The organism is Christensenella intestinihominis (genome assembly GCF_001678845.1).
GTDB classification, from domain to species: Bacteria; Bacillota; Clostridia; order Christensenellales; family Christensenellaceae; genus Christensenella; species Christensenella intestinihominis.
This window is the reverse complement of the sequence record NZ_MAIQ01000011.1, coordinates 51,496-71,250: the sequence shown is the minus strand read 5'-3', so window position 1 is coordinate 71,250 and position 19,755 is coordinate 51,496. Positions and strand designations below refer to the sequence as shown.

Sequence of the window (19,755 nt, the reverse complement as noted above, 5' to 3'; positions counted from 1 at the left end):
TCAGCGATGAGGGGGATTTTTAGTGTTAAGGAGAAAAATATGAATGCCAGCATGACAATCATAGGCGGCAGGAAAAGCAAGACCGTTCTCGAGCAGACGATGAAAGGGATTTTCATCGCGTGCGGTGCGTTTGCAATCGTTGCCGTATTGGTAATTACAATTTATATGATTTATTCCGGCGCTCCCGCAATGTTTACAATCGGCCTTAAGGACTTCCTGTTTGGTACGGAATGGGCGCCGACTGCCGCCGATCCGAAATTTGGGATACTTCCCATGATCCTCACGTCCCTTGTGGGAACGGGAATTACCATTTTGGCCGGCGTACCCATTGCGCTTATGGCCGCCGTATTCGTTTCCGAGGTGGCCCATAAAAGGATTGCGGGCGTGGTAAAACCGGCGATCGAGCTTTTGGCGGGAATCCCGTCGGTGGTATACGGCCTTCTGGGAATGATTATCCTTGTCCCGCAGATTTCCAAGCTGGAAATGCTGCTGTATGCAAACGATCCGACCCATACGTTTACCGGCGGGGCAAACCTTTTATCTGGAATTATCGTACTTACAATTATGATTTTGCCCACCGTCGTAAACATCAGCATCACGTCCCTCAAGGCGGTTCCGCAGGAATATAAAGAAGCGTCGCTCGCGATGGGGGCGACTAAAATGCAGACAATTTTCAAAGTGCAGATTCCGGCGGCAAAATCCGGAATTATTACAGGGATTGTGCTCGGCATCGGCCGGGCCCTCGGCGAAGCGATGGCGATCATCCTTGTTTCCGGAAACGTAGCCAACATGCCTGCGCTTTTCAGCAGCGTACGGTTTCTTACTACGGGCATCGTTTCTGAAATGAGCTATGCATCCGGGTTGCACCGGGAAGCGCTTTTCAGCATCGGCCTTGTGCTATTTATCTTCATTATGGTAATCAACGTCGTTCTCAATACGCTCTTGAAAAAGGAGGCGGCGGCCAATGAAAAGTAGCGCGGAAAAGCTTTCCAACAACGTCAGCCTGATGAAAAAGAAACGCCGCCCCAAGGACGCGGCACAGCAGTTTGCCATTTATGCCTGCGCCATCCTTACGGTTGTAATACTATTTTACCTGCTGATTTATATTATGATACGCGGGCTTCCAAACGTAAACTGGGAATTCCTTTCCACAGCGCCTTCGGCGCTCAATAAAACGGTGGGAATCCTGCCCAGCATCCTCAATACGCTCTATATGATCGGCATTACGCTCCTGATTGCAACGCCGATCGGGGTGGGCGCGGCAATCTTCCTCAATGAATATGCAAAACGCGGGAAGATTGTTAAAATCATTGAATTTACGACGGAAACCCTGGCGGGGATTCCTTCCGTATTATACGGCCTGTTCGGCGCATTGTTTTTTGGAGTGACGCTTGCCCTCGGATATTCAATCCTTGCGGGTGCGTTTACCCTTGTTTTGATGATCTTGCCGATTATCGTACGGACAACGCAGGAAGCGCTGAAAACAGTGCCGAACGAATACCGGGAAGGCGCCCTCGGCATTGGAACCACCAAATGGCATATGATTCGTACGATTATCCTGCCCGGCGCGCTTCCGGGAATTATTACGGCCATTATCCTGGCCATCGGCAGGATCGTAGGCGAATCGGCGGCGCTGCTCTTTACGTCCGGGATCGGCACCAATATGCCGACCAACTTTTTCGGACACATGACGGAATCCGGGGCAACATTGACCGTCCAGCTTTATACATACGCTGCCAAGGGACAAAATGAACCGGCGTTCGGAATCGCCGCAGTGCTGGTCGTTATTGTCCTTGTCATCAATTTGCTGACCAATTACCTGAGCAAACGCTTCAGCAACAAAAGTAAGTAGTGGAAAGGGGTAGCACCTTGGATATAAAAATTTCAACGAAAAACCTGAATCTGTATTATGGGCAAAACCATGCCCTTAAGGATGTAAACATCGAGGTTGAAGCGGGTAAAATTACCGCGCTTATCGGGCCTTCCGGATGCGGGAAATCCACCTACCTGAAAACGCTCAACCGCATGAACGACCTTGTGGAAGGAGTGAAAATCACAGGTGAAATACTGCTGGACAACGAGAACATCTATGACCCGAAGGTAGATGTGACGATCCTGCGGAAAAAAGTCGGTATGGTGTTCCAGAAGCCGAATCCGTTTCCCATGAGTATTTATGACAATATTGCCTATGGGCCGAGGATTCACGGGATCAAAAACCGCAACGATCTCGATGAGATTGTGGAAAGCAGCCTGAAAGGGGCGGCGTTATGGGAAGAGGTGCGCGACCGCCTGAAAAAAAGCGCGCTTGGACTTTCGGGCGGGCAGCAGCAAAGGCTGTGCATCGCCCGGGCCATTGCGGTTTCACCGGAAGTCATTTTGATGGATGAGCCGACCTCGGCGCTCGATCCGATCTCTACGACAAAAATCGAAGACTTAATGAGCGAACTGAAAAAGAAATACACTGTTGTTATCGTTACACACAATATGCAGCAGGCCGTCCGTATATCAGACCGGACCGCGTTTTTCCTGCTTGGGGAAATGGTGGAATTCGGGAAAACGGAGGATTTGTTCAGCATGCCGCAGGACAAGCGGACGGAAGATTACATTACCGGACGCTTCGGTTGATCGGGAAAGGGGAAACCATGAGAAATAAATTTGATATAGAACTGGAAAATTTAAACCTGGATTTGATCCGTATGGGCGCACGCGCGGAACAGACAATCACCAAGGTCGTCAAGGTGATCGAAAATTGCGATGCGGGGGGCGCACGGGAAATTATCGAGGACGACGACCTCGTAGACGCGATGGCGCGGCAGATTGAAAGCCGTTCCATGAAACTCATCATGAAACAGCAGCCGGTGGCAAAGGATTTGCGCATTATCTCCGCGGCGCTGAAAATGATTACCGATATCGAGCGTATTTGCGACCAGGCGGCGGATATTTCCGAAATTACGCTTTCCGTATGCAAGGAAATCACGATCCCCCGTCCGCAGCATATTTCAAAAATGGGACGGACAACGGCGCAGATGGTCCATATGGCGGTGGATTCCTATGTCCACAGGGATATGGGGCTTGCCGAGGAAGTAATCGGGATGGACAATGAGGTGGACCGCCTGTACGACGTCGTGAAAACCGAACTGCTGGATATGGCCATCGAGGACCGGGAAAAGATTGACCAAATCGTAGATTTCCTGATGATTGCAAAATATCTGGAACGGATCGGGGACCATGCGGAAAATATTGCGGAGTGGGCGGTGTTTTCCGAGACGGGGGTACACAAAGACAGCCGTATTCTCTGAGGACGGATGTATGATATAATATGCATAGTAAACGTGTGAGGTAAGAAAACAGTGGCATATATTGCGGTAGTGGAAGACGACGCTTCGGTAAGGGAACTGATCCTGTGCACGCTCAAATCGGCAAAATTTACGGTAGATACGTACGAGTGCGGGGAAGATTTCCTCGAACAATATGAAAAGCATGAGGAACCGGATGTAATTCTTCTGGATATTATGCTGCCCGGGATCGACGGGTTTGAAGTATTCCGGCGGTTGTCCTCCCAAAGCGGGTTTGACGTCCCGGTTATTTTCCTGACCGCGCGTACGACAGAGGTGGATAAGGTGTCGGGACTGAACCTGGGGGCGGATGATTACATTACAAAGCCCTTCGGGGTGCTGGAGCTGATTGCGCGGGTCAACGCCGTGCTCCGCCGCGCGAAGAGGACTTCACGGCCGCAGCAGCCGATTGAACTTGGCGGCCTGAAAATCGATGTCTCGGCGCATACGCTTTATGTGGACGGCGAGAAAACGGAGCTTACTTACAAGGAATTTGAAATGCTTCGTTATTTTATGCGGAATCCCGGCCTCGTACTTACGCGGGAAATGCTCCTCAATGAAATATGGGGAATCGATACGGATATTGAAACACGCACCGTTGATATGCATATCAAAACATTACGACAAAAGATAGGACGCTGCGGCGAATGCATAAAAACAGTACGCGGCGTGGGCTATCGGCTTGAGGTATAAGTGTGAAAAAGAAAATTGTACAATTAACCACTTGCATTCTGGTGGTGGCGCTGGTAGTAACGGTGTTGGTGTCCATGGCCAGTTTCAGGGGAACCTATACGAACGATGTGATCGCCGTGCTGAAAGGGAATATTAACGCGATGGAACTTTCCCTCGGGGACAGAACCGATTACCAGGAAATGGCGGACGAATACCAGAAGGCATATGGGCAGAACAACCGGATCACAATTATCGCAGAGGACGGGACTGTGCTCGCGGACACACAGGCGGATTCCCGGCAGACGGAAAACCACCTTGAACGCCCGGAGGTACAGCAGGCGCTTGCAGGGGGCTTCGGCACGGCGGTACGGTATTCGGAAACAACGGGAAAGGATATGATTTACGTGGCAAAGCAGATGCCGGACGGGATCATTGTCCGCAATTCCATGCCTCTTGCCAACGCGACGGCGGTGGTGAACCAGACGCTTCCGGTTATTATCATCGTATTTATCCTTCTTGTGGTACTGGCCGTTTTCCTTTCCGGAAAGATTGTGGGCAACACCCTGAAACCGTTCAGGCAGCTTTATGATTCCATCCAGGGCTATATCGACGGCAAGCAAAAGACGCTCAGCATTGAAAGCCCTTATCCGGAATTTGACGACATGGCGCAGGCGTTTTCGCGTATTTCGGAACGGCTGAACCGGTATATCGAAAGGGTGAAGCTGGAAAACCGCAAGACGGCCCTTATTATTGACAGCATCAACGAAGGATTGATGATCCTCGATGAAAAAGAGGACGTGCTCCTGATTAATACCGCGGCTAAAAACATATTCGGGGTGGAGGGCGAGCCGCTGAGCGAAAACATCCTGCATTACACACGCAGGCCGGACATCGTATCAAAGCTTGAAAAATCGCTTGCGAAAAAGAAAAACATGCAGTTTGAAGCACGGGATGATGAAACCGGGCGTACCTACCGATTCTATACGAGCATCGTGGACGAGCCTGCCTTTATCAACGGCGAGGGCGGCCATGCAATGCTTGTACTCATCAGCGATGTGACGGATATCGAGCTTTCCGAGCGGGTGCGCAGGGATTTTGCGGCAAACGTTTCCCATGAACTGAAAACGCCGCTCACCTCCATCAACGGGTTTGCGCAACTCGTTGCCAATGGTATGGTATCGGATGAAGACAGCATTAAAGATTATGCGCGGCGCATTTCCAAGGAATCGGACCGCCTGATGGGCCTGATTAACGATACGCTGATGCTGTCCGAGCTGGAGCAGATCAGTATTGACGAGGCAATCGAAACGGTGGATATCACGAAGGTAACGGAGGATGTGCTGCATCTGCTTGAGGACCATATTGTGAAACGAAAGCTGGATGTCCACGTTGCAGGAACGGCCACGATGATGGCAAATAAAAACCGTATTCGCGAGCTGATGCTGAATTTATGTGATAATGCCATAAAATATAATAAAGAAGGCGGGACGATCGATATCCGGCTTTCGGAGCAGGATGATTTTGTGGAGATCGAGGTGCAGGATACCGGGATCGGCGTGCCGGAAGACGAAGTAAACCGCATTTTTGAGCGTTTCTACCGCGCAAAAAATTCCGGCGGCGCTACGGTGAGCGGAACGGGGCTGGGACTTGCAATCGTGAAGCATATTGTCGCCCTTTATGATGGCGAGCTTACAATGGAAAGCCATCTGGGAGAGGGAAGCAGGTTTATTGTTCGCATGAAAAAAGATTAGCTTCCGTCCGAAAAAGCAGGCAAAGGGCCTCTTTCAGCCGCTGCCTGCTTTTTTTGTTTCGTTTTTTAAAAAAAGTTTTTATTCCGCGCCTAAAACCGGACGGATAAACCGATGAAAATTTTTAATGGATTATTTGTATTTTTTTCCGACAAAAGGTTTAATGAACGTTCCAAAGATAGGAAATTGGGTTTTTGAAGGCCTGCCTTTACAAAATAATGACATAAATGTAATATTTTTATAAAAAATAATGAAAATAACAGTAGAAATTTTCATTGAAACAGCAGAAAAAAGAGTTGTCTTTTTTGGGAAAAGATTCTATACTTCAAACAACAGTCAAAGTAAATTTTAATCCAAAAGAAAAATTACAGTACATATTGTTTCAGGCACTCGGATAAGAAAACTTATTCAGGCAAAAAGGGATTTAAAGCGGTTTAATAAAATTTGCGTTAAGGCCTATATATCGGAGCATCTGCAGATGATCAAAGACAGGGCAAAGAAAAAAACAACAATCCATGACGTGGCGAGGGAAGCGGGGGTATCCATTTCAACCGTATCCCATGTGCTGAACGGCACGGCAAAAATTTCGGACGCAACCCGGCAGCGCGTAATCGAGGTGGTGCAGCGGTTCAATTATGTGCCAAACGGCTACGGGCTTAAGGGGCGGGACAAGAATTCAAAAGTTGTGGGCGTCATGGTTGCGGATATCAAGAATGAATTCTATGCGAGGTGCGTCCAGTCCATTATGAATGCGGCCTTGCAGGAAAATTATACGACGATGATCTGCGAGATGGCATTCAATTATAAAAAGGAATGCATGGGCGTGGATGCGCTTCTTGACAAGGGCGTCGACGGCATTATATTTATCGGCGGGTCAATGGATGGGAATATTATCCGCAAAGCAAATAAATCCGTGCCCGTAATCTTGTGCGACAGGAAAATAGCGGGGTCGTCCCTGCCGTCGGTAACCACGGATAATGTGAGCGCGATGCGTAACCTGGTCTCGCTGTTGAAGGACTGGGGCTATACGAAAATCGGCTTGCTGTCTGAAACGCTGGAAATGGATAACCTCAAGGACCGCTGTCTTGGCTTTAAAGCGGGAATGGAGGAAAACGGCCTGAAACAGTACAAGGAATTTATGCTGTTCCATCCGGAGTTGAAGCTTGACAAGGCGACGGCGGCCAACTGCTTCCTGCGGGAGTACCTCGAACGGCACGGTACGCGGAAGCTGCCGGAGGTTTTTGTAACAACGAGCGACCTCATTGCAGCGGGGGCGATCTCCGCGCTGAGGAAATATGGAATACGTGTTCCAAATGATATCGGGATTACCGGGTTTGACGATATTTCCCTTGCGGCGAATCTCGATCCGCCGCTTACCACAATTGCGCAAAATATGGAGGAGCTGGGCCTTTATTGCTTCCGGAACATCCTGAACCTGATCAACGGAACGGCAATCGGAGTGCCGCACAGCGTCATCGATGCGCAGATTGTTATCCGCAAATCCGTGATTGACCGGCGTGTGCCGGTTTGGAACAAAATGAAGAAAAGCTGTTAGAGATGGAGGACAAAACGATGTTTCAACCAAAATACAGTATTATCCTTGCGAATGTGGGAATGTGCGCCGACCGTTATATGAGCGGCGGATATTCAAGGCCTTACTCGATCGATGAAATGTTCGCCCGTGTCGCTTCCGTGGAAGGCGTGAGCGGGGTAGAGCTTGTGAGCGACTGGAATATTACGGCAAAAAATGTGGAGCAGATACGGAAGAACCTTGACGAATATAATTTAAAGCTTGTATCAATTATCCCCGACCATTTCGGGGAAATGAAATGGGGCAAAGGGGCGTTTACCTCCAAGGACTCCGCGCTCCGCAGGCAGGCAGTGGAAGACACCAAGGAACTGATGGATATTTCCGCAGAGCTGGGGGGAAACCTGATCAGCCTGTGGCCGGGGCAGGACGGATACGACTACTACTTTCAGGGAGACTATATCCGCGAGCATGAATGGTTTGCGGAAGGCGTGGCAGAGTGCTGCGATTACCGCAAAGACATCAATATCTCGATAGAATACAAGATCAAGGAGCCGCGCAATTTTTCTTATCCGTCAACCATGGCTGTGATCCTGCTGATGCTCGAAAAGCTGGGCAGGAAGAACAGCGGCGTGACAATCGACTATGGCCACGCACATGTGGCGGGAGAAAATGTAGCGGAGTCGGTGGCGCTTGCAAAGGAATATGGAAATAAGCTCCTGCACGTCCATATGAATGACAATTACGGTTTTTGGGACGACGATATGATCGCAGGTTCGATCCATACGATTCCGTTTATCGAATTCTTCTACTGGTTGAAAAAAACCGGATACAGCGGATATATTTCGACCGACCAATATCCCTACCGTGAGGACGGCAGGGATGCGGTGAATGAGACGGTAAGGTGGATGGATATTTTCGCCGCGCTTGCGGACCGTATCGATGAAAAAGAGCTGGAAGAGATTTATGCGACAGGGAATGCGTGCGAAGTGAGTGCGATGCTGAGAAACCTGATGTTTGGAAAATAACTTTACGAAAAAGGAGGCCCTGAATGAAGATACTTTTGGTTGGAGAATCATGGACCGTCCATGAAACGCATATGAAAGGATTTGATATTTTTAACGTATGCCGGCACGAAGAACACTGCGGGGATATGCTTGCAGGGGTGCTGCAAAAGGAAGGCTTTGACGTTGATTTTATGCCCAGCCATGAAGCGCAGGCAAGCTTCCCGGATACCGTGGAAAAGCTGGGCGCATACGACGCGGTTATTTTAAGCGATATCGGCAGTAATACGCTGCTTCTTTCACCGGATACGTTTTACCGCGGACAGCGCAGGCCCAATAAGCTTCAGGCGCTGGCGGATTATGCTAAGCAGGGCGGGGGAGTCGCCATGATCGGCGGATACCTCAGCTTTGCGGGAATCGATAACAAGGCGCGCTATGCAATGACTCCCCTTGCCAAAGCGCTGCCTGTTGAAATATTAAACTATGACGACCGTGTGGAATGCCCGGAAGGAATCGTGCCTGAGGTTACGAATCCATCGCATCCGATTTTCGACGGTATTGGGAAAGACTGGCCATTTTTCCTTGGATACAACAAAATCAAAGCGAAGGACGGAGCGGAGGAACTTGCCACAATCGGCGAAGATACGTTTATTGCAGTGATGGAGTATGGAAAAGGACGCACGCTTGCTTTTGCGTCGGATTGTGCGCCGCATTGGGGCCCGAAGGAGTTTATGGACTGGGAAAGCTATCATTTGCTGTTTGGGAATATGGTGCGGTGGCTATGTGGAAAGCGGTGATTTAAAGCGCTTTAAAATAATCCTTGACAATTGAATTATGTTGGAGTTATAGTAAAACTGATCTTTTTACATTCCTTAAAACCGTAGATAAGCAGGAGCGGTAAAATGGCGACTACACTCAAGGATATTGCAAAAAAGCTCGGAATTTCGGAAGCGACGGTTTCGCTTGCGCTCAATAATAATTCCCTTGTAAATGAGAAAACGAAAAAGCGCGTGCATGAAGCGGCCAAGGAGCTTAAATATTTTCCGAATATGATCGCCAAGGGCCTCGCGACGAATAAGAGCAACACCATTGGCATTATCGTGCCGGATATCAACATTGTGTTTTACGCCAATATCCTGCGGGCGATTGACGAGACCGTGAACCGTGCGGGGTACAGCCTGCTTGCGGCGATGTCCAACAGCGATCCGCAGGTGGAGGAAGAGATCATCAGGACGTTTATCTCCAAGAGAATCGAGGGCGTCCTGGTGGTTCCGAGCAATCAGCCTACGAAATTCCTTACCTCTTACCAGAAGGCGCTCCGGGAATATAATATCCCTCTTGTGTACATCACTTCACTGTATACGATCGATGGAATCAGGTATGTGATGGGCGATATCAGGGAAGGCACCTACATGCTGATTAAGCATCTGGCAGAGCTCGGGCATCGGAATATCGTTTTCATCGGCGGCAACCGGACTGTGCCGACAACCTCGCTGCGGCGGGAAGGCTACAGCAGGGCGCTTGGAGAGAAGGGGATTCCAATTCTTAAGGAAAACCTGATCGAATGTGATGATATCCATTATGAGCAGGCGACGCTGGCAACGAAGAAGTTGATTGGAGAAAGGCGCGATTTTACAGCAATTTGTGCAATGAACGATGAAATGGCGCTTGGCGTAATCAATACCCTGCAAAAAGCGGGAATCCGTGTTCCCGAAGATGTATCGGTGGTAGGATATGACAACACAATTTTTTCCAAGGTATCTATGGTAGGAATTACCTCCATGGATTCCGATATCGAGGGGACATGCCAGCAGGCCGTTGATATGCTCATGGAGGTTATTCGCGGGGAAATCCCGGAAGAACCGCATATCATGACAAAGCCGACAATGATTAAAAGGCAGTCAAGCGGGATTGTAAGAGAACAGGACAACTAAAATGGGCCAACATGGCCGGTTTATCAGCAAATAGAGCTTTCCAGGAATTTTAAAGACATTCCATTCAGGGAATGTAACAAAATCAACTTACAGCTTAAAGGTTAGAAATCAAAGCGCTAAAAACGCTTATCTAAAAGCAAAATGGAATTTAAAGCGCTTTAAATAATTGGGAATATAAAATTTGCCGAAAAATGGCAAAATATAATAAAGGACCATACTAAAGGAGGAAAAGAAATGAAAAAGATTTTGGCAATTCTAGTGGTAGCAGTGATGTCCGTTGCACTGTTTGCATGCAGCGGCGGGACAACGCCAAGCGCATCGGCAAGTACGGAAGCATCTACCGAAGCGAGCACAGAGGCATCGGCTTCTGCTGACGCCGACGGCGGTACGACGGCAGGCGACGGGAACTACACGATCGCCGTTGTTCCGAAGGACAGCACGAACCCCTGGTTTGTCCGCATGGAAGAAGGCGTAGCGAAGTATCAGGAAGAAAATCCGGGTATGACCGTATTCCAGAAGGGTCCGGCGGAGACGGATGCGGCACAGCAAATCCAGGTTGTAGAAGACCTGATCGCGCAGGGCGTTGACGCGCTGTGTGTTGTTCCTCACGATCCGGGCGCAATGGAAGACGTTCTGAAGAAAGCGCGTGACCAGGGAATCGTGGTTATCACGCATGAAGCATCGTCCATGGAAAATTGCGACTATGACCTCGAAGCTTTCAACTATGACGAATATGGCGCCTATATCATGAACACCCTCGCGGAAGCAATGGGCGGCGAAGGCAAATACATCTGCATGGTTGGTTCCCTCACGAACGACTCCCATAACATGGAAGCGGACGGCGCGATTGCCGCACAGGGAAAAGATTATCCGAACATGGAACTGATTGACGAGCGCATCGTCACGGACGACAATGCTGAAACGGCTTACCAGAAGGCAAAAGAAGTCCTCAAAAAGTATCCTGACATCAAAGGCTTTGTAGGAACCTCTTCGTTCGACGCCCCCGGTGCAGGCCGTGCAATCGAAGAAGCGGGCCTGATCGGCAAGGTGTTCGCGGTTGGTACGGGTATGCCGCAGACGAACAAGGAACTGCTTGACAGCGGCGCTGTTTCCGCACTGACTCTGTGGGACCCGGCAGATGCGGGTTATGCAATGTGCAAACTGGCTACGCTGGTACTGAATGGTGAAGAAGTTGGCGCAGGAACGGACCTCGGCCTCGACGGTTATGACAGCCTGACGCTCGACGGACACGTCCTCACAGGCAGCGCGTACATTACGCTTACGAAAGAAAACGTAGACAATTATAACTTCTAAGAACCGGGCTTACAGCGGGCGGCATGGAGCCGCCCGCTGTAAAAAGTCTTTGGACAGCCAAAGAAGCGGCGAAAGGATTGGGTATCTATGCAGGAAGAATATATTTTAAAAGCCACGGATATCATTAAGTCGTTTGCGGGTGTAAAGGCGTTGCAGGGCGTTAACCTCGAAATAAAAAAGGGTGAGATACATTGCCTCGCAGGGGAAAATGGCTGCGGTAAATCGACGTTGATCAAAATTATCTCCGGCGTTTACAGCCTCGACAGCGGCAAGGTGGAATTCAATGGGGTCGACCAGACCCACCAGCTTTCTCCCATTAACGCGATTATGAATGGGATTCAGGTTATTTATCAGGACTTTTCGATTTTCCCGAATTTATCGGTCATGGAGAATCTGGCATACAACAGCGAACTTATGCAGAAACGGAAATTTGTAAATTGGAAGCGTTTCCGTGCGATCGCAGAAGAAGCGGTCAGTAAAATCAATTTTAACGTAGACCTTGAAGCAAAGGTGGGAACCCTGCCGGTTGCGGATAAACAGCTTGTGGCAATTTCCCGTGCGCTCATCAACAATGCAAAGCTGATTATTATGGACGAGCCTACTACAGCCCTTACAAAAAAGGAAGTTGAAGCGCTTTTCAGGATTATCAAAGATTTACAGAGCCAGGGAATTGCGATTCTCTTCGTCAGCCATAAGCTTGATGAAGTGTTTGAAATTTCAGAGCGTTTTACCATTCTCAGGAATGGGCAAAACGTTAAAGACGGCGACACCTCGGAACTTGACAGCGACAAATTTACTTATTATATGACCGGCCGCCATTTTGAAAACAAACATTTTACGGCGGAAGTTAAGGACGAAAAGCCTGTGCTTGAAGTCCGGAATCTTTCCTGTGAAGGGGATTATCAAGACGTTACGTTCGACCTGCGCAAGGGCGAAATCCTTGGGATTACGGGCCTGCTCGGTTCCGGCCGTACAGAGCTTGCGCTTTCCTTGTTCGGCCTTAAAAAACCAACCTCCGGCAAGATATTGATGGATGGAAAAGAAGTAAAGCTTACATCGGTGCAGGAAGCCATGAAAAACAAAATCGGCTATGTGCCGGAGGACCGCCTTACGGAAGGCCTGTTCCTCGATCAGTCTATCGGCCGCAATATTGTTATATCCGAGCTGAAAGACCTTTCCTCCCGGATTGGCATGATTGACCAGGAGAAGCGCCAAAGCGAGGTGGGAAGATGGGTGGACGAGCTTAAAATCAAAGTAGCCGACCCCGACCTTCCCGCATCCACGCTTTCGGGCGGGAACCAGCAGCGCATCGTACTTGCAAAATGGCTGGCGACCAATCCTAAAGTGCTGATATTGAACGGACCGACGGTGGGCGTCGATATCGGGTCTAAGCATGATATGCATGCGATCCTGCATGAGCTTGCCAACAGCGGCCTTGGGATTATCATCATATCGGACGACCTCCCCGAGGTAATCACGAATTGCAGCCGGGTGCTGATTATGCGCGGCGGCAAGATCACCGGAGAAGTCGACCCGCTCCAGGTTACGGAAGCCGACCTCGCAAAACAGGTCACGGACGTTGCCGTGAATGGTTGAGGGAAAGGAGCGAAGCTATGAATAAGATAAAGAAACTGACTCATCAGACGGAATTTTATATTTTCCTCGTAATCATCGTTTTAGCGCTGATTATCCAGGCGCGCAGCGACCAGTTTTTTACGGGGAATAACCTTGTGGACCTTGCGAACGCACTGATTGTTCCCGCGCTGTTCAGCATCGGAACATTCATGATTATCGTATCGGGCGGGATCGACGTATCCTTTCCGGCGCTTGCGGCGCTGGCCTCCTATATTGTAACGGTTGTGCTCAATGGAATGAATTATACGGGACCGATTATCGTGCCCTTTATCTTTGCGGGTGCAATCGGGCTTGCGTGCGGCGCATTCAACGGCCTTTTTATTGCAAAAATGCGGCTTCCCGCACTGATTGCCACGCTGGGCACGCAAAGCGTGTTCCGCGGCATTCTCCAGGGGGCGCTCAATGCGCAGCAGATCAATACGCTTCCGCCTTCCATGAAGGAATTCGGGCAGAGTAGCCTGTTTGTTTCGCAGAATGCGGACGGCGTGACCTCCATGATGCCGACAGCCTTCCTGGCGCTTGTCGTGGTGGTGGTAATCGCCTTTATTATCCTGCGCTATACAATGCTTGGGCGTGGAATTTATGCGATCGGCGGGGATGAAAGTTCTGCAAACCGCGCCGGCTTTAAAGTAGTAAAGACGAAATTTTTCGTTTACTGCTTCGCGGGCGTGATCGCCGGAATTACGGGTATTATCCGCGCATGCATGATGAACATGGTGCATCCGACAAATATGTTCGGCATGGAAATGACCGTTATCGCGGCAATCGTGCTGGGCGGCACAAGTATTACGGGCGGTACGGGCACCCTTACCGGAACGATCCTCGGTATTTTCCTTTTAACCATGGTGCAGAACAGCCTCATTATGCTCGGCGTACCGGCTTACTGGCAGGACTTTATGACGGGTCTTCTGATCATCATTGGTACGGCGGTATCCTCTGTGCAGATACTGCGCAGCCAGAAACAAAGAAAACCCAGCCTTTCAAAGGCCGGCTCGTAAGGGAGGAATGATGAGATGAAAAATGATGCTACATTTTCCATGCGAATCAAAAATTGGTATGGGCATGATAAGAATTTTGCGCGGCTGCTGATTATCTTTATATTGGTTGTCGTTGCGTTCAGCATTATCAATCCGTCGAAATTTTTGTCGGTGGCTAATTTCCAGTCCATGGTATACCAGTTTCCGGAATTTGGCCTTATGTCCCTCGGCGTTATGCTGACCATGCTTCTCGGCGGGATTGACCTGTCGGTTGTGGGCATGGCAAACCTGACGGCGATTACGGCGGCGTCGACGCTGGTCGCGTTTGTGCCGGAAGGGGCGAGCGACGGACAGACGATGATGGTGATTGTGTTTGCGGTGGCCCTCGGGATCATCGTGGGCAGCGCTGCGGGTTTCCTCAACGGGAACCTGGTTTCGCGGCTTCACATCCCGCCGATTCTCGCTACACTCGGCAGCCAACAGCTTTTCACCGGTATTGGACTGATTATTACGCAGGGGAGCTCTATCAGCCGCCTGCCCGCTATGTATGCGGAAACAGGGAAAACCCTGGTGGCGGGCTTTATCCCGCTGGCTTTGTTCATTTTTATCGGCGCCGTGATCGTATTGAGTATTATCCTCAACAAGACGACGTTCGGGACCAGCCTGTATATGATGGGATCAAACCCGGTTGCGTCCAAGTTCAGCGGGCTCAATAATACCGCTGTCACGAATAAAGCCTATATGCTTTCAGGAACGCTTTCCGCAATTGCGGGCTTGATTATGCTGGTCAACTACAACTCGGCCAAGCCGGATTATGGCAGTGCCTATACGCTCCAGTGCATCCTGATCGTAGTGCTCGGTGGCGTGAATCCAAACGGAGGATTCGGAAAGGTTGGCGGCGTAGCGCTTGCGATCCTGATTTTGCAGGTGCTTTCCTCGGGGCTGAACCTGTTCCCGACGATCAGCAATTTCTACCGGCAGCTGATCTGGGGTGGCGTGCTCCTTGCGGTACTGACGCTGAACTACTTTACCGAGCTCAGGGAGAAGAAGCGGATTTCGACTTCCTATAAAGACGATAAACCCAAGGAAACGGCAAAGGCGTAGAAGACGAAAGAGGAATGACAATGAAGATAAGATTGAGCGAATCCGCATTCACGGACAGGGAAACACTGTTTGCAGACGCGGGCGAACTGAAGGCGCATCTTTTCCGCTATGAGAGTGGAATCTGCGCCGTAAAGGTTGAGAACAGCAAAGGGTACATCACGGTGCTCCCTTTCAATGGACAAATGGTATGGGATGCGGTCTTTTGCGGCCGCTCCCTCAAAATGGAAACAAGCTTTGACGCACCGCGCAACCGTGAAATTTTCCGGGATACCTACGGATGCTACATAATGCACTGCGGCGCGCTTGCTATGGGATGCCCGTCGCCGGAGGACGACCACGGCCACCACGGGGAACTCCCGTATGTGACCTACGACAGGGCTTTCCTTATCAGCGGTGAAGATGCGAAGGGCCGCTACATGGGCGTAACAGGGGAATACGAGTATAACCGTGCGTTCGGAAGCCACTATATGGCGCGGCCTGTTGCCAAGGTGTATGAAGGCAGCACCCTGATCGACGTGGGAATTGAAATCGAGAATATGGCGGCGCATCCGATGGACCTGATGTATATGTGCCATGTTAACAACGCCCCGGAGCCGGGAGCGGAAATTTACCAGACGCTTCCGTGGACGCCGGAAAACATGGTCGTGCGGGTAAGCATACCGCAATACAATGAGCCCGATCCGGTATTTATGGAGCTTTTGGACAGGGTGCAGAAGGATGTGTCGGTAACCCGTGTGATCGGCGAGGGGGATGTGTACGACCCGGAAATCGTGCTTTTCCTGCGCGGCGTGCAGGGAGACGGAGATGGAAAAGCGCATTTCCTGTATGTCCACAAGGACGGTTCGGCGGACTATACGACGTATGACGCGGCGGCCCTGAACCGCGGCGTGCGCTGGATGGTAAATCACGACGACTGGAAATCCATGGGAATGGTGCTTCCGGCGACGGCTGAACCGGAAGGATATCTTGCGGAAAAGAAAAAGGGGAATGTACGCAGCCTGCCCGGGAAAGAAACCTTCCGTGCGGAAGTCACGGTGGGCTATCTTGCGCCTGGCGAAACGCAAAAGGTAAAGGATAAGATCGAAACGGTCATGAAATAAGGAGAAGAGAGTTATGGGACAGGACCTGAAATCGATTTTTACTCACGAAAAGCCGATCATTGGCATGGTGCACCTGCGGCCGCTTCCCGGTTCGCCGATGTACGATAAGAAGAATATGTGCATGCAGCAGATTATAGATACCGCGGTCAGGGAAGCTCAGCTTCTGGAAGAGGGCGGCGTGGACGGCCTGCAAATTGAAAACATCTGGGATTATCCATATGTCAAAGGGCAGGACATCGGGGACGAAACGGTTGCGGCAATGACGGCGGCGGCAGTGAATGTAAAGCAGAATGTCAAAATCCCGATTGGAGTAAACTGCCACCTTAACGGCTGTAAGCAGGCGCTTGCAATCGCAATTGCCGCCGGAGCGCGCTGGATTCGCGTGTTTGAATGGGTAAACGCCTATGTTTCACATGCCGGTATCCTTGAAGGCGTGGGCGGAAAGCTTGCGAGATACCGTACTGCCCTCGATGCGCGCGACGATGTATTGTTTCTGTGCGACGTAAATGTAAAGCATGGAAGCCACTTCATTATTTCCGACAGGACGCTTGCAGAACAGGCGAACGATGCGGTTACCGAAGGAGCGGAAGCGCTTATCGTTACAGGCTTTGAAACGGGAATTGCGCCCACGCCCGAAAAGGTGCGCGAATTTTCAGAGCATGTGGATGTGCCGGTGTTCCTTGGAAGCGGCACGACGAGCGAAAATGCACGGGAATTGCTGAAATATTCCGATGGCGCAATCGTTGGGAGCTATTTCAAGGAAGACAACGACTGGAAAAAACCGGTGAGCCTTGAACGCACCAGGAGGTTCATGGACGAGGTATGGAGTATTCGCAATGGAAAAGCATAAGAACCGTATTTTATGCATGGGCAGCATTAACATGGACCTTACGATGTTTATGGAACGCATGCCTGCACCGGCCGAGACGGTGGCAACGGATAATTTTGCGACATTCCCGGGCGGGAAAAGCGGAAACCAGGCGGTCGCCGCGGCACGGCTCGGCGGAGACGTCGGCTTCTTTGGCAAGCTGGGCGACGATTTGTTCAGCAAGGAACTGCTTGCGGCGATGCAGGAGGATGGGGTCGATATCTCAAATATCCTGATTGAACCGGGAGAAACGGCAGGCGTTGCCATGATTCGCATCGACGCCGAGGGAATTAATTCAATTTCCTTTACGCCAGGGGCAAACGCGCTTATAACGCCGGAAGATGTGAAGGAATATGAAGCGCTCTTTGAACAGTACGATTTTTTACTGGTCACGGCTGAAATCCCGGCGGAAACGCTGTTTGCGGCGGTACGTATGGCAAAAAGCAAGGGAATGACGGTTGTGATGGACCCGGCTCCCGTTCCGAAAAAACCGATTCCCGGGGATATTCCGCCGCTGATCGATTTTATTAAACCGAATGAGATTGAGGCGGGACAGCTCGCGGGGATGAAGGTGACCGGCGATGCCTCGGCACAGGAATGCATGAAGGTTCTGCGCGGCATGGGCTTCCATAATCCGCTGATTACATTGGGAAAAGACGGATGTTTGGCATGGACGGGGGAAGAGATGCAAAAATTTCTGCCGCCCCGGGTAGAGGCAATCGATACGACAGCCGCGGGCGATGTGTTCCTCGGCGCGTTTACGGCAGCGCTTTCAAATGGCAAGGGCATTGCGGAGGCTGTTGAATTTGCTTCTGTGGCTTCCGCGATCAGCACGACTGTAAAGGGCGCGCAGACATCGATTCCAAAGTGTGAACAGGTGGAAGCGTTTATGGAACAGGAAAGGAAAAGATAAAATGAAACTTGGAATACATGCATATGAATGGTGCAGCGAATGGTCGAACGATACGCTGGACATCATCGACAAGGTGAAGGAATGGGGATTCGACTTTATTGAAATTCCGCTGATGCGTCTTGACCTTTTTGACCCGAAGGCGGTAAAAGAACGCCTTGACGGGTTTGAAGTGGCAACCTCAAATGTTCTGCTTGCGGACGACGTGGACGTCACTTCTTTTGACCCGGAGATTCGGAAGAACGGCGTCAGATACCTGAAGGACTGCATCAAAGCATCCGCCGAAGCGGGAGCGAAGATGTTTTCGGGCGTAATTTATTCGCAGTATTTAAAGGATGCGAAAAAGATGCCCAGCGAAGAGGAATGGCAGTTCAGCGCCGACAGCATGCGCGAGCTTGCGCGGTATGCGGCGGATTTCGGCATGTCGATTGCGTTTGAGCCGGTTACGCGGTATGAATCCTACCTGCTCAACACGGCGGAAGAAGCGGTGCGCCTGGTGGATATGATCGGCGAACCGAATGTATTTATCCATCTCGATTCCTATCATATGAACGTAGAGGAAAAGAGTTTCCATGATGCGGTTGTGACGGCGGGAAGCAAGCTTTCCAATTTCCATATGTGTGAAAATGACCGCGGAATCCCGGGGACGGGACATGTAGACTGGGATGGCGTTTTCCGGGCGTTCAAGGAAATCGGTTTTGACGGTTACCTTGGGTTCGAGGGCTTTTCCGACTGTACGGACAATATGAGCACATGGGTATGGCGCAAACTCGCGCCGGATGGCGATACGTTTGTGCGGGAGAGCATCGATTTCGCAAGGAAAATGATGCAAAAATACGGAGTATAATATTTCCTCTCTATATTATAATATGTATTACTATTTGCTTCGGCAGATACCCAAACGAAAAGACCGCCGCAGATACGCTGCAGCGGCCTTTTTGCGCAAGGGATTTTCCCCGTGCGGTTGACATTGTGTTTTCCAGATATTAATATGAAATACGAAGGCATCTAGCGAATGAGGAGGAACAGGCATGCAATTAGCCAAAATTGTTGGAAACGCAAAAAGCATTACAAAATCCGACGAATTATACGGGGCGGAGCTTCTTATTGCGGTTCCGGTTGATATGGAGACCATGCAGGCGTCAGGCCAGCCATTCCTGGTGGCGGACAAGCTTGGCGCGCGGGAGGGGCAAATCGTAGTGTGCGCCGCTGTATGCACCTTCCAGGAGGGAGATGCCGCCATTAATATGGTAGTTGCCATCCCGGAAGCGCTCACATGGGATGGAGAAAAAAGGTTTAGCCAAAACGGCGAAGAGGCGGAAGAGGACGTAAGCCCGGAGGTTCCGGCCATGGAGGCGGGCGATCCGGTTTCCGACCTTACGGCAGGATTCGAGGCCCTGCACCGCGAGCTTGACCAGCTTTTGGAGGAGGAAGAGCCTCCCAGCCAGAACACCAATTCCGTTCCCTATGAGGAATATGCGAAATATTTGACGACCGATTTTGAGCCGGTGGATACGCCTCCGGCAGTGCCCAAGGAAAAAGAGCAGGACACTGAACCGGAAAAGAAACAGGGCTATACGCGCGTCGGCTATAGAAGCGAAAAAAAGAAGTAAACCGGGAGAAGCG

The 19,755-nt window shown here is 50.5% G+C and carries 19 protein-coding genes; all 19 read left to right on the top strand.

The features are described 5' to 3' along the window. Positions 1-39 precede the first annotated feature (39 nt). The 19 genes from pstC (at position 40) to BBD38_RS12680 (ending at position 19,742) form a co-directional block, all read left to right on the top strand. Positions 40-975 (top strand): phosphate ABC transporter permease subunit PstC, encoded by a 936-nt coding sequence (pstC, locus tag BBD38_RS12770; protein ID WP_066688848.1) that lies wholly within the window; start codon positions 40-42, stop codon positions 973-975. Continuing rightward, entirely contained in the window at positions 965-1,852 is an 888-nt protein-coding gene (gene pstA, locus BBD38_RS12765; protein WP_066688846.1) for a phosphate ABC transporter permease PstA, read from the top strand. Before pstC ends, pstA begins: the two co-directional genes overlap by 11 nt. Before the next feature lie 17 nt (positions 1,853-1,869). Next, positions 1,870-2,625, top strand: coding sequence for a phosphate ABC transporter ATP-binding protein PstB (gene pstB, locus BBD38_RS12760; protein WP_066688844.1), 756 nt, complete (start codon positions 1,870-1,872; stop codon positions 2,623-2,625). Between the two features lie 17 nt (positions 2,626-2,642). After that, entirely contained in the window at positions 2,643-3,299 is a 657-nt protein-coding gene (phoU, locus tag BBD38_RS12755; protein WP_066688893.1) for a phosphate signaling complex protein PhoU, read from the top strand. Between the two features lie 51 nt (positions 3,300-3,350). Continuing rightward, on the top strand, positions 3,351-4,028 hold the full coding sequence (locus tag BBD38_RS12750) for a response regulator transcription factor (RefSeq protein ID WP_066688842.1): 678 nt from the start codon (positions 3,351-3,353) through the stop codon (positions 4,026-4,028). A 2-nt stretch (positions 4,029-4,030) separates the two neighbouring features. Further along, a complete protein-coding gene (locus BBD38_RS12745) occupies positions 4,031-5,758 on the top strand; it encodes a sensor histidine kinase (RefSeq protein ID WP_066688839.1) in 1,728 nt (575 codons plus the stop codon). Between the two features lie 475 nt (positions 5,759-6,233). Further along, positions 6,234-7,310, top strand: coding sequence for a LacI family DNA-binding transcriptional regulator (locus BBD38_RS12740; RefSeq protein WP_066688838.1), 1,077 nt, complete (start codon positions 6,234-6,236; stop codon positions 7,308-7,310). A gap of 17 nt (positions 7,311-7,327) precedes the next feature. Next, entirely contained in the window at positions 7,328-8,311 is a 984-nt protein-coding gene (locus tag BBD38_RS12735) for a sugar phosphate isomerase/epimerase family protein (protein WP_066688890.1), read from the top strand. 23 nt (positions 8,312-8,334) lie between these two features. After that, the gene (locus BBD38_RS12730) at positions 8,335-9,084 is read left to right on the top strand and encodes a glutamine amidotransferase (protein ID WP_066688836.1); all 750 of its coding nucleotides are present in this window, start codon (positions 8,335-8,337) and stop codon (positions 9,082-9,084) included. 105 nt (positions 9,085-9,189) lie between these two features. After that, positions 9,190-10,221 (top strand): LacI family DNA-binding transcriptional regulator, encoded by a 1,032-nt coding sequence (locus tag BBD38_RS12725; RefSeq protein WP_066688831.1) that lies wholly within the window; start codon positions 9,190-9,192, stop codon positions 10,219-10,221. Between the two features lie 234 nt (positions 10,222-10,455). After that, positions 10,456-11,535 (top strand): autoinducer 2 ABC transporter substrate-binding protein, encoded by a 1,080-nt coding sequence (locus BBD38_RS12720; protein WP_066688829.1) that lies wholly within the window; start codon positions 10,456-10,458, stop codon positions 11,533-11,535. Positions 11,536-11,622: 87 nt separating this feature from the next. Then, on the top strand, positions 11,623-13,131 hold the full coding sequence (locus BBD38_RS12715) for a sugar ABC transporter ATP-binding protein (protein ID WP_066688827.1): 1,509 nt from the start codon (positions 11,623-11,625) through the stop codon (positions 13,129-13,131). Positions 13,132-13,148: 17 nt separating this feature from the next. After that, entirely contained in the window at positions 13,149-14,168 is a 1,020-nt protein-coding gene (locus BBD38_RS12710) for an ABC transporter permease (RefSeq protein ID WP_066688825.1), read from the top strand. 15 nt (positions 14,169-14,183) lie between these two features. Beyond that, entirely contained in the window at positions 14,184-15,251 is a 1,068-nt protein-coding gene (locus BBD38_RS12705; protein WP_082989681.1) for an ABC transporter permease, read from the top strand. 20 nt (positions 15,252-15,271) lie between these two features. Further along, complete coding sequence (locus BBD38_RS12700) at positions 15,272-16,351, top strand: DUF4432 family protein (RefSeq protein ID WP_082989680.1); 1,080 nt, start codon at positions 15,272-15,274, stop codon at positions 16,349-16,351. Positions 16,352-16,364: 13 nt separating this feature from the next. After that, on the top strand, positions 16,365-17,201 hold the full coding sequence (locus BBD38_RS12695; protein WP_066688821.1) for a BtpA/SgcQ family protein: 837 nt from the start codon (positions 16,365-16,367) through the stop codon (positions 17,199-17,201). After that, a complete protein-coding gene (locus BBD38_RS12690; protein WP_066688819.1) occupies positions 17,188-18,132 on the top strand; it encodes a ribokinase in 945 nt (314 codons plus the stop codon). The genes BBD38_RS12695 and BBD38_RS12690 overlap by 14 nt, the downstream gene beginning before the upstream one ends. 1 nt (position 18,133) lies before the next feature. Continuing rightward, the gene (locus BBD38_RS12685; RefSeq protein WP_066688817.1) at positions 18,134-18,976 is read left to right on the top strand and encodes a sugar phosphate isomerase/epimerase family protein; all 843 of its coding nucleotides are present in this window, start codon (positions 18,134-18,136) and stop codon (positions 18,974-18,976) included. A gap of 184 nt (positions 18,977-19,160) precedes the next feature. Further along, positions 19,161-19,742, top strand: coding sequence for a EutN/CcmL family microcompartment protein (locus tag BBD38_RS12680; RefSeq protein WP_066688816.1), 582 nt, complete (start codon positions 19,161-19,163; stop codon positions 19,740-19,742). The last annotated feature ends 13 nt before the right edge of the window (positions 19,743-19,755 follow it).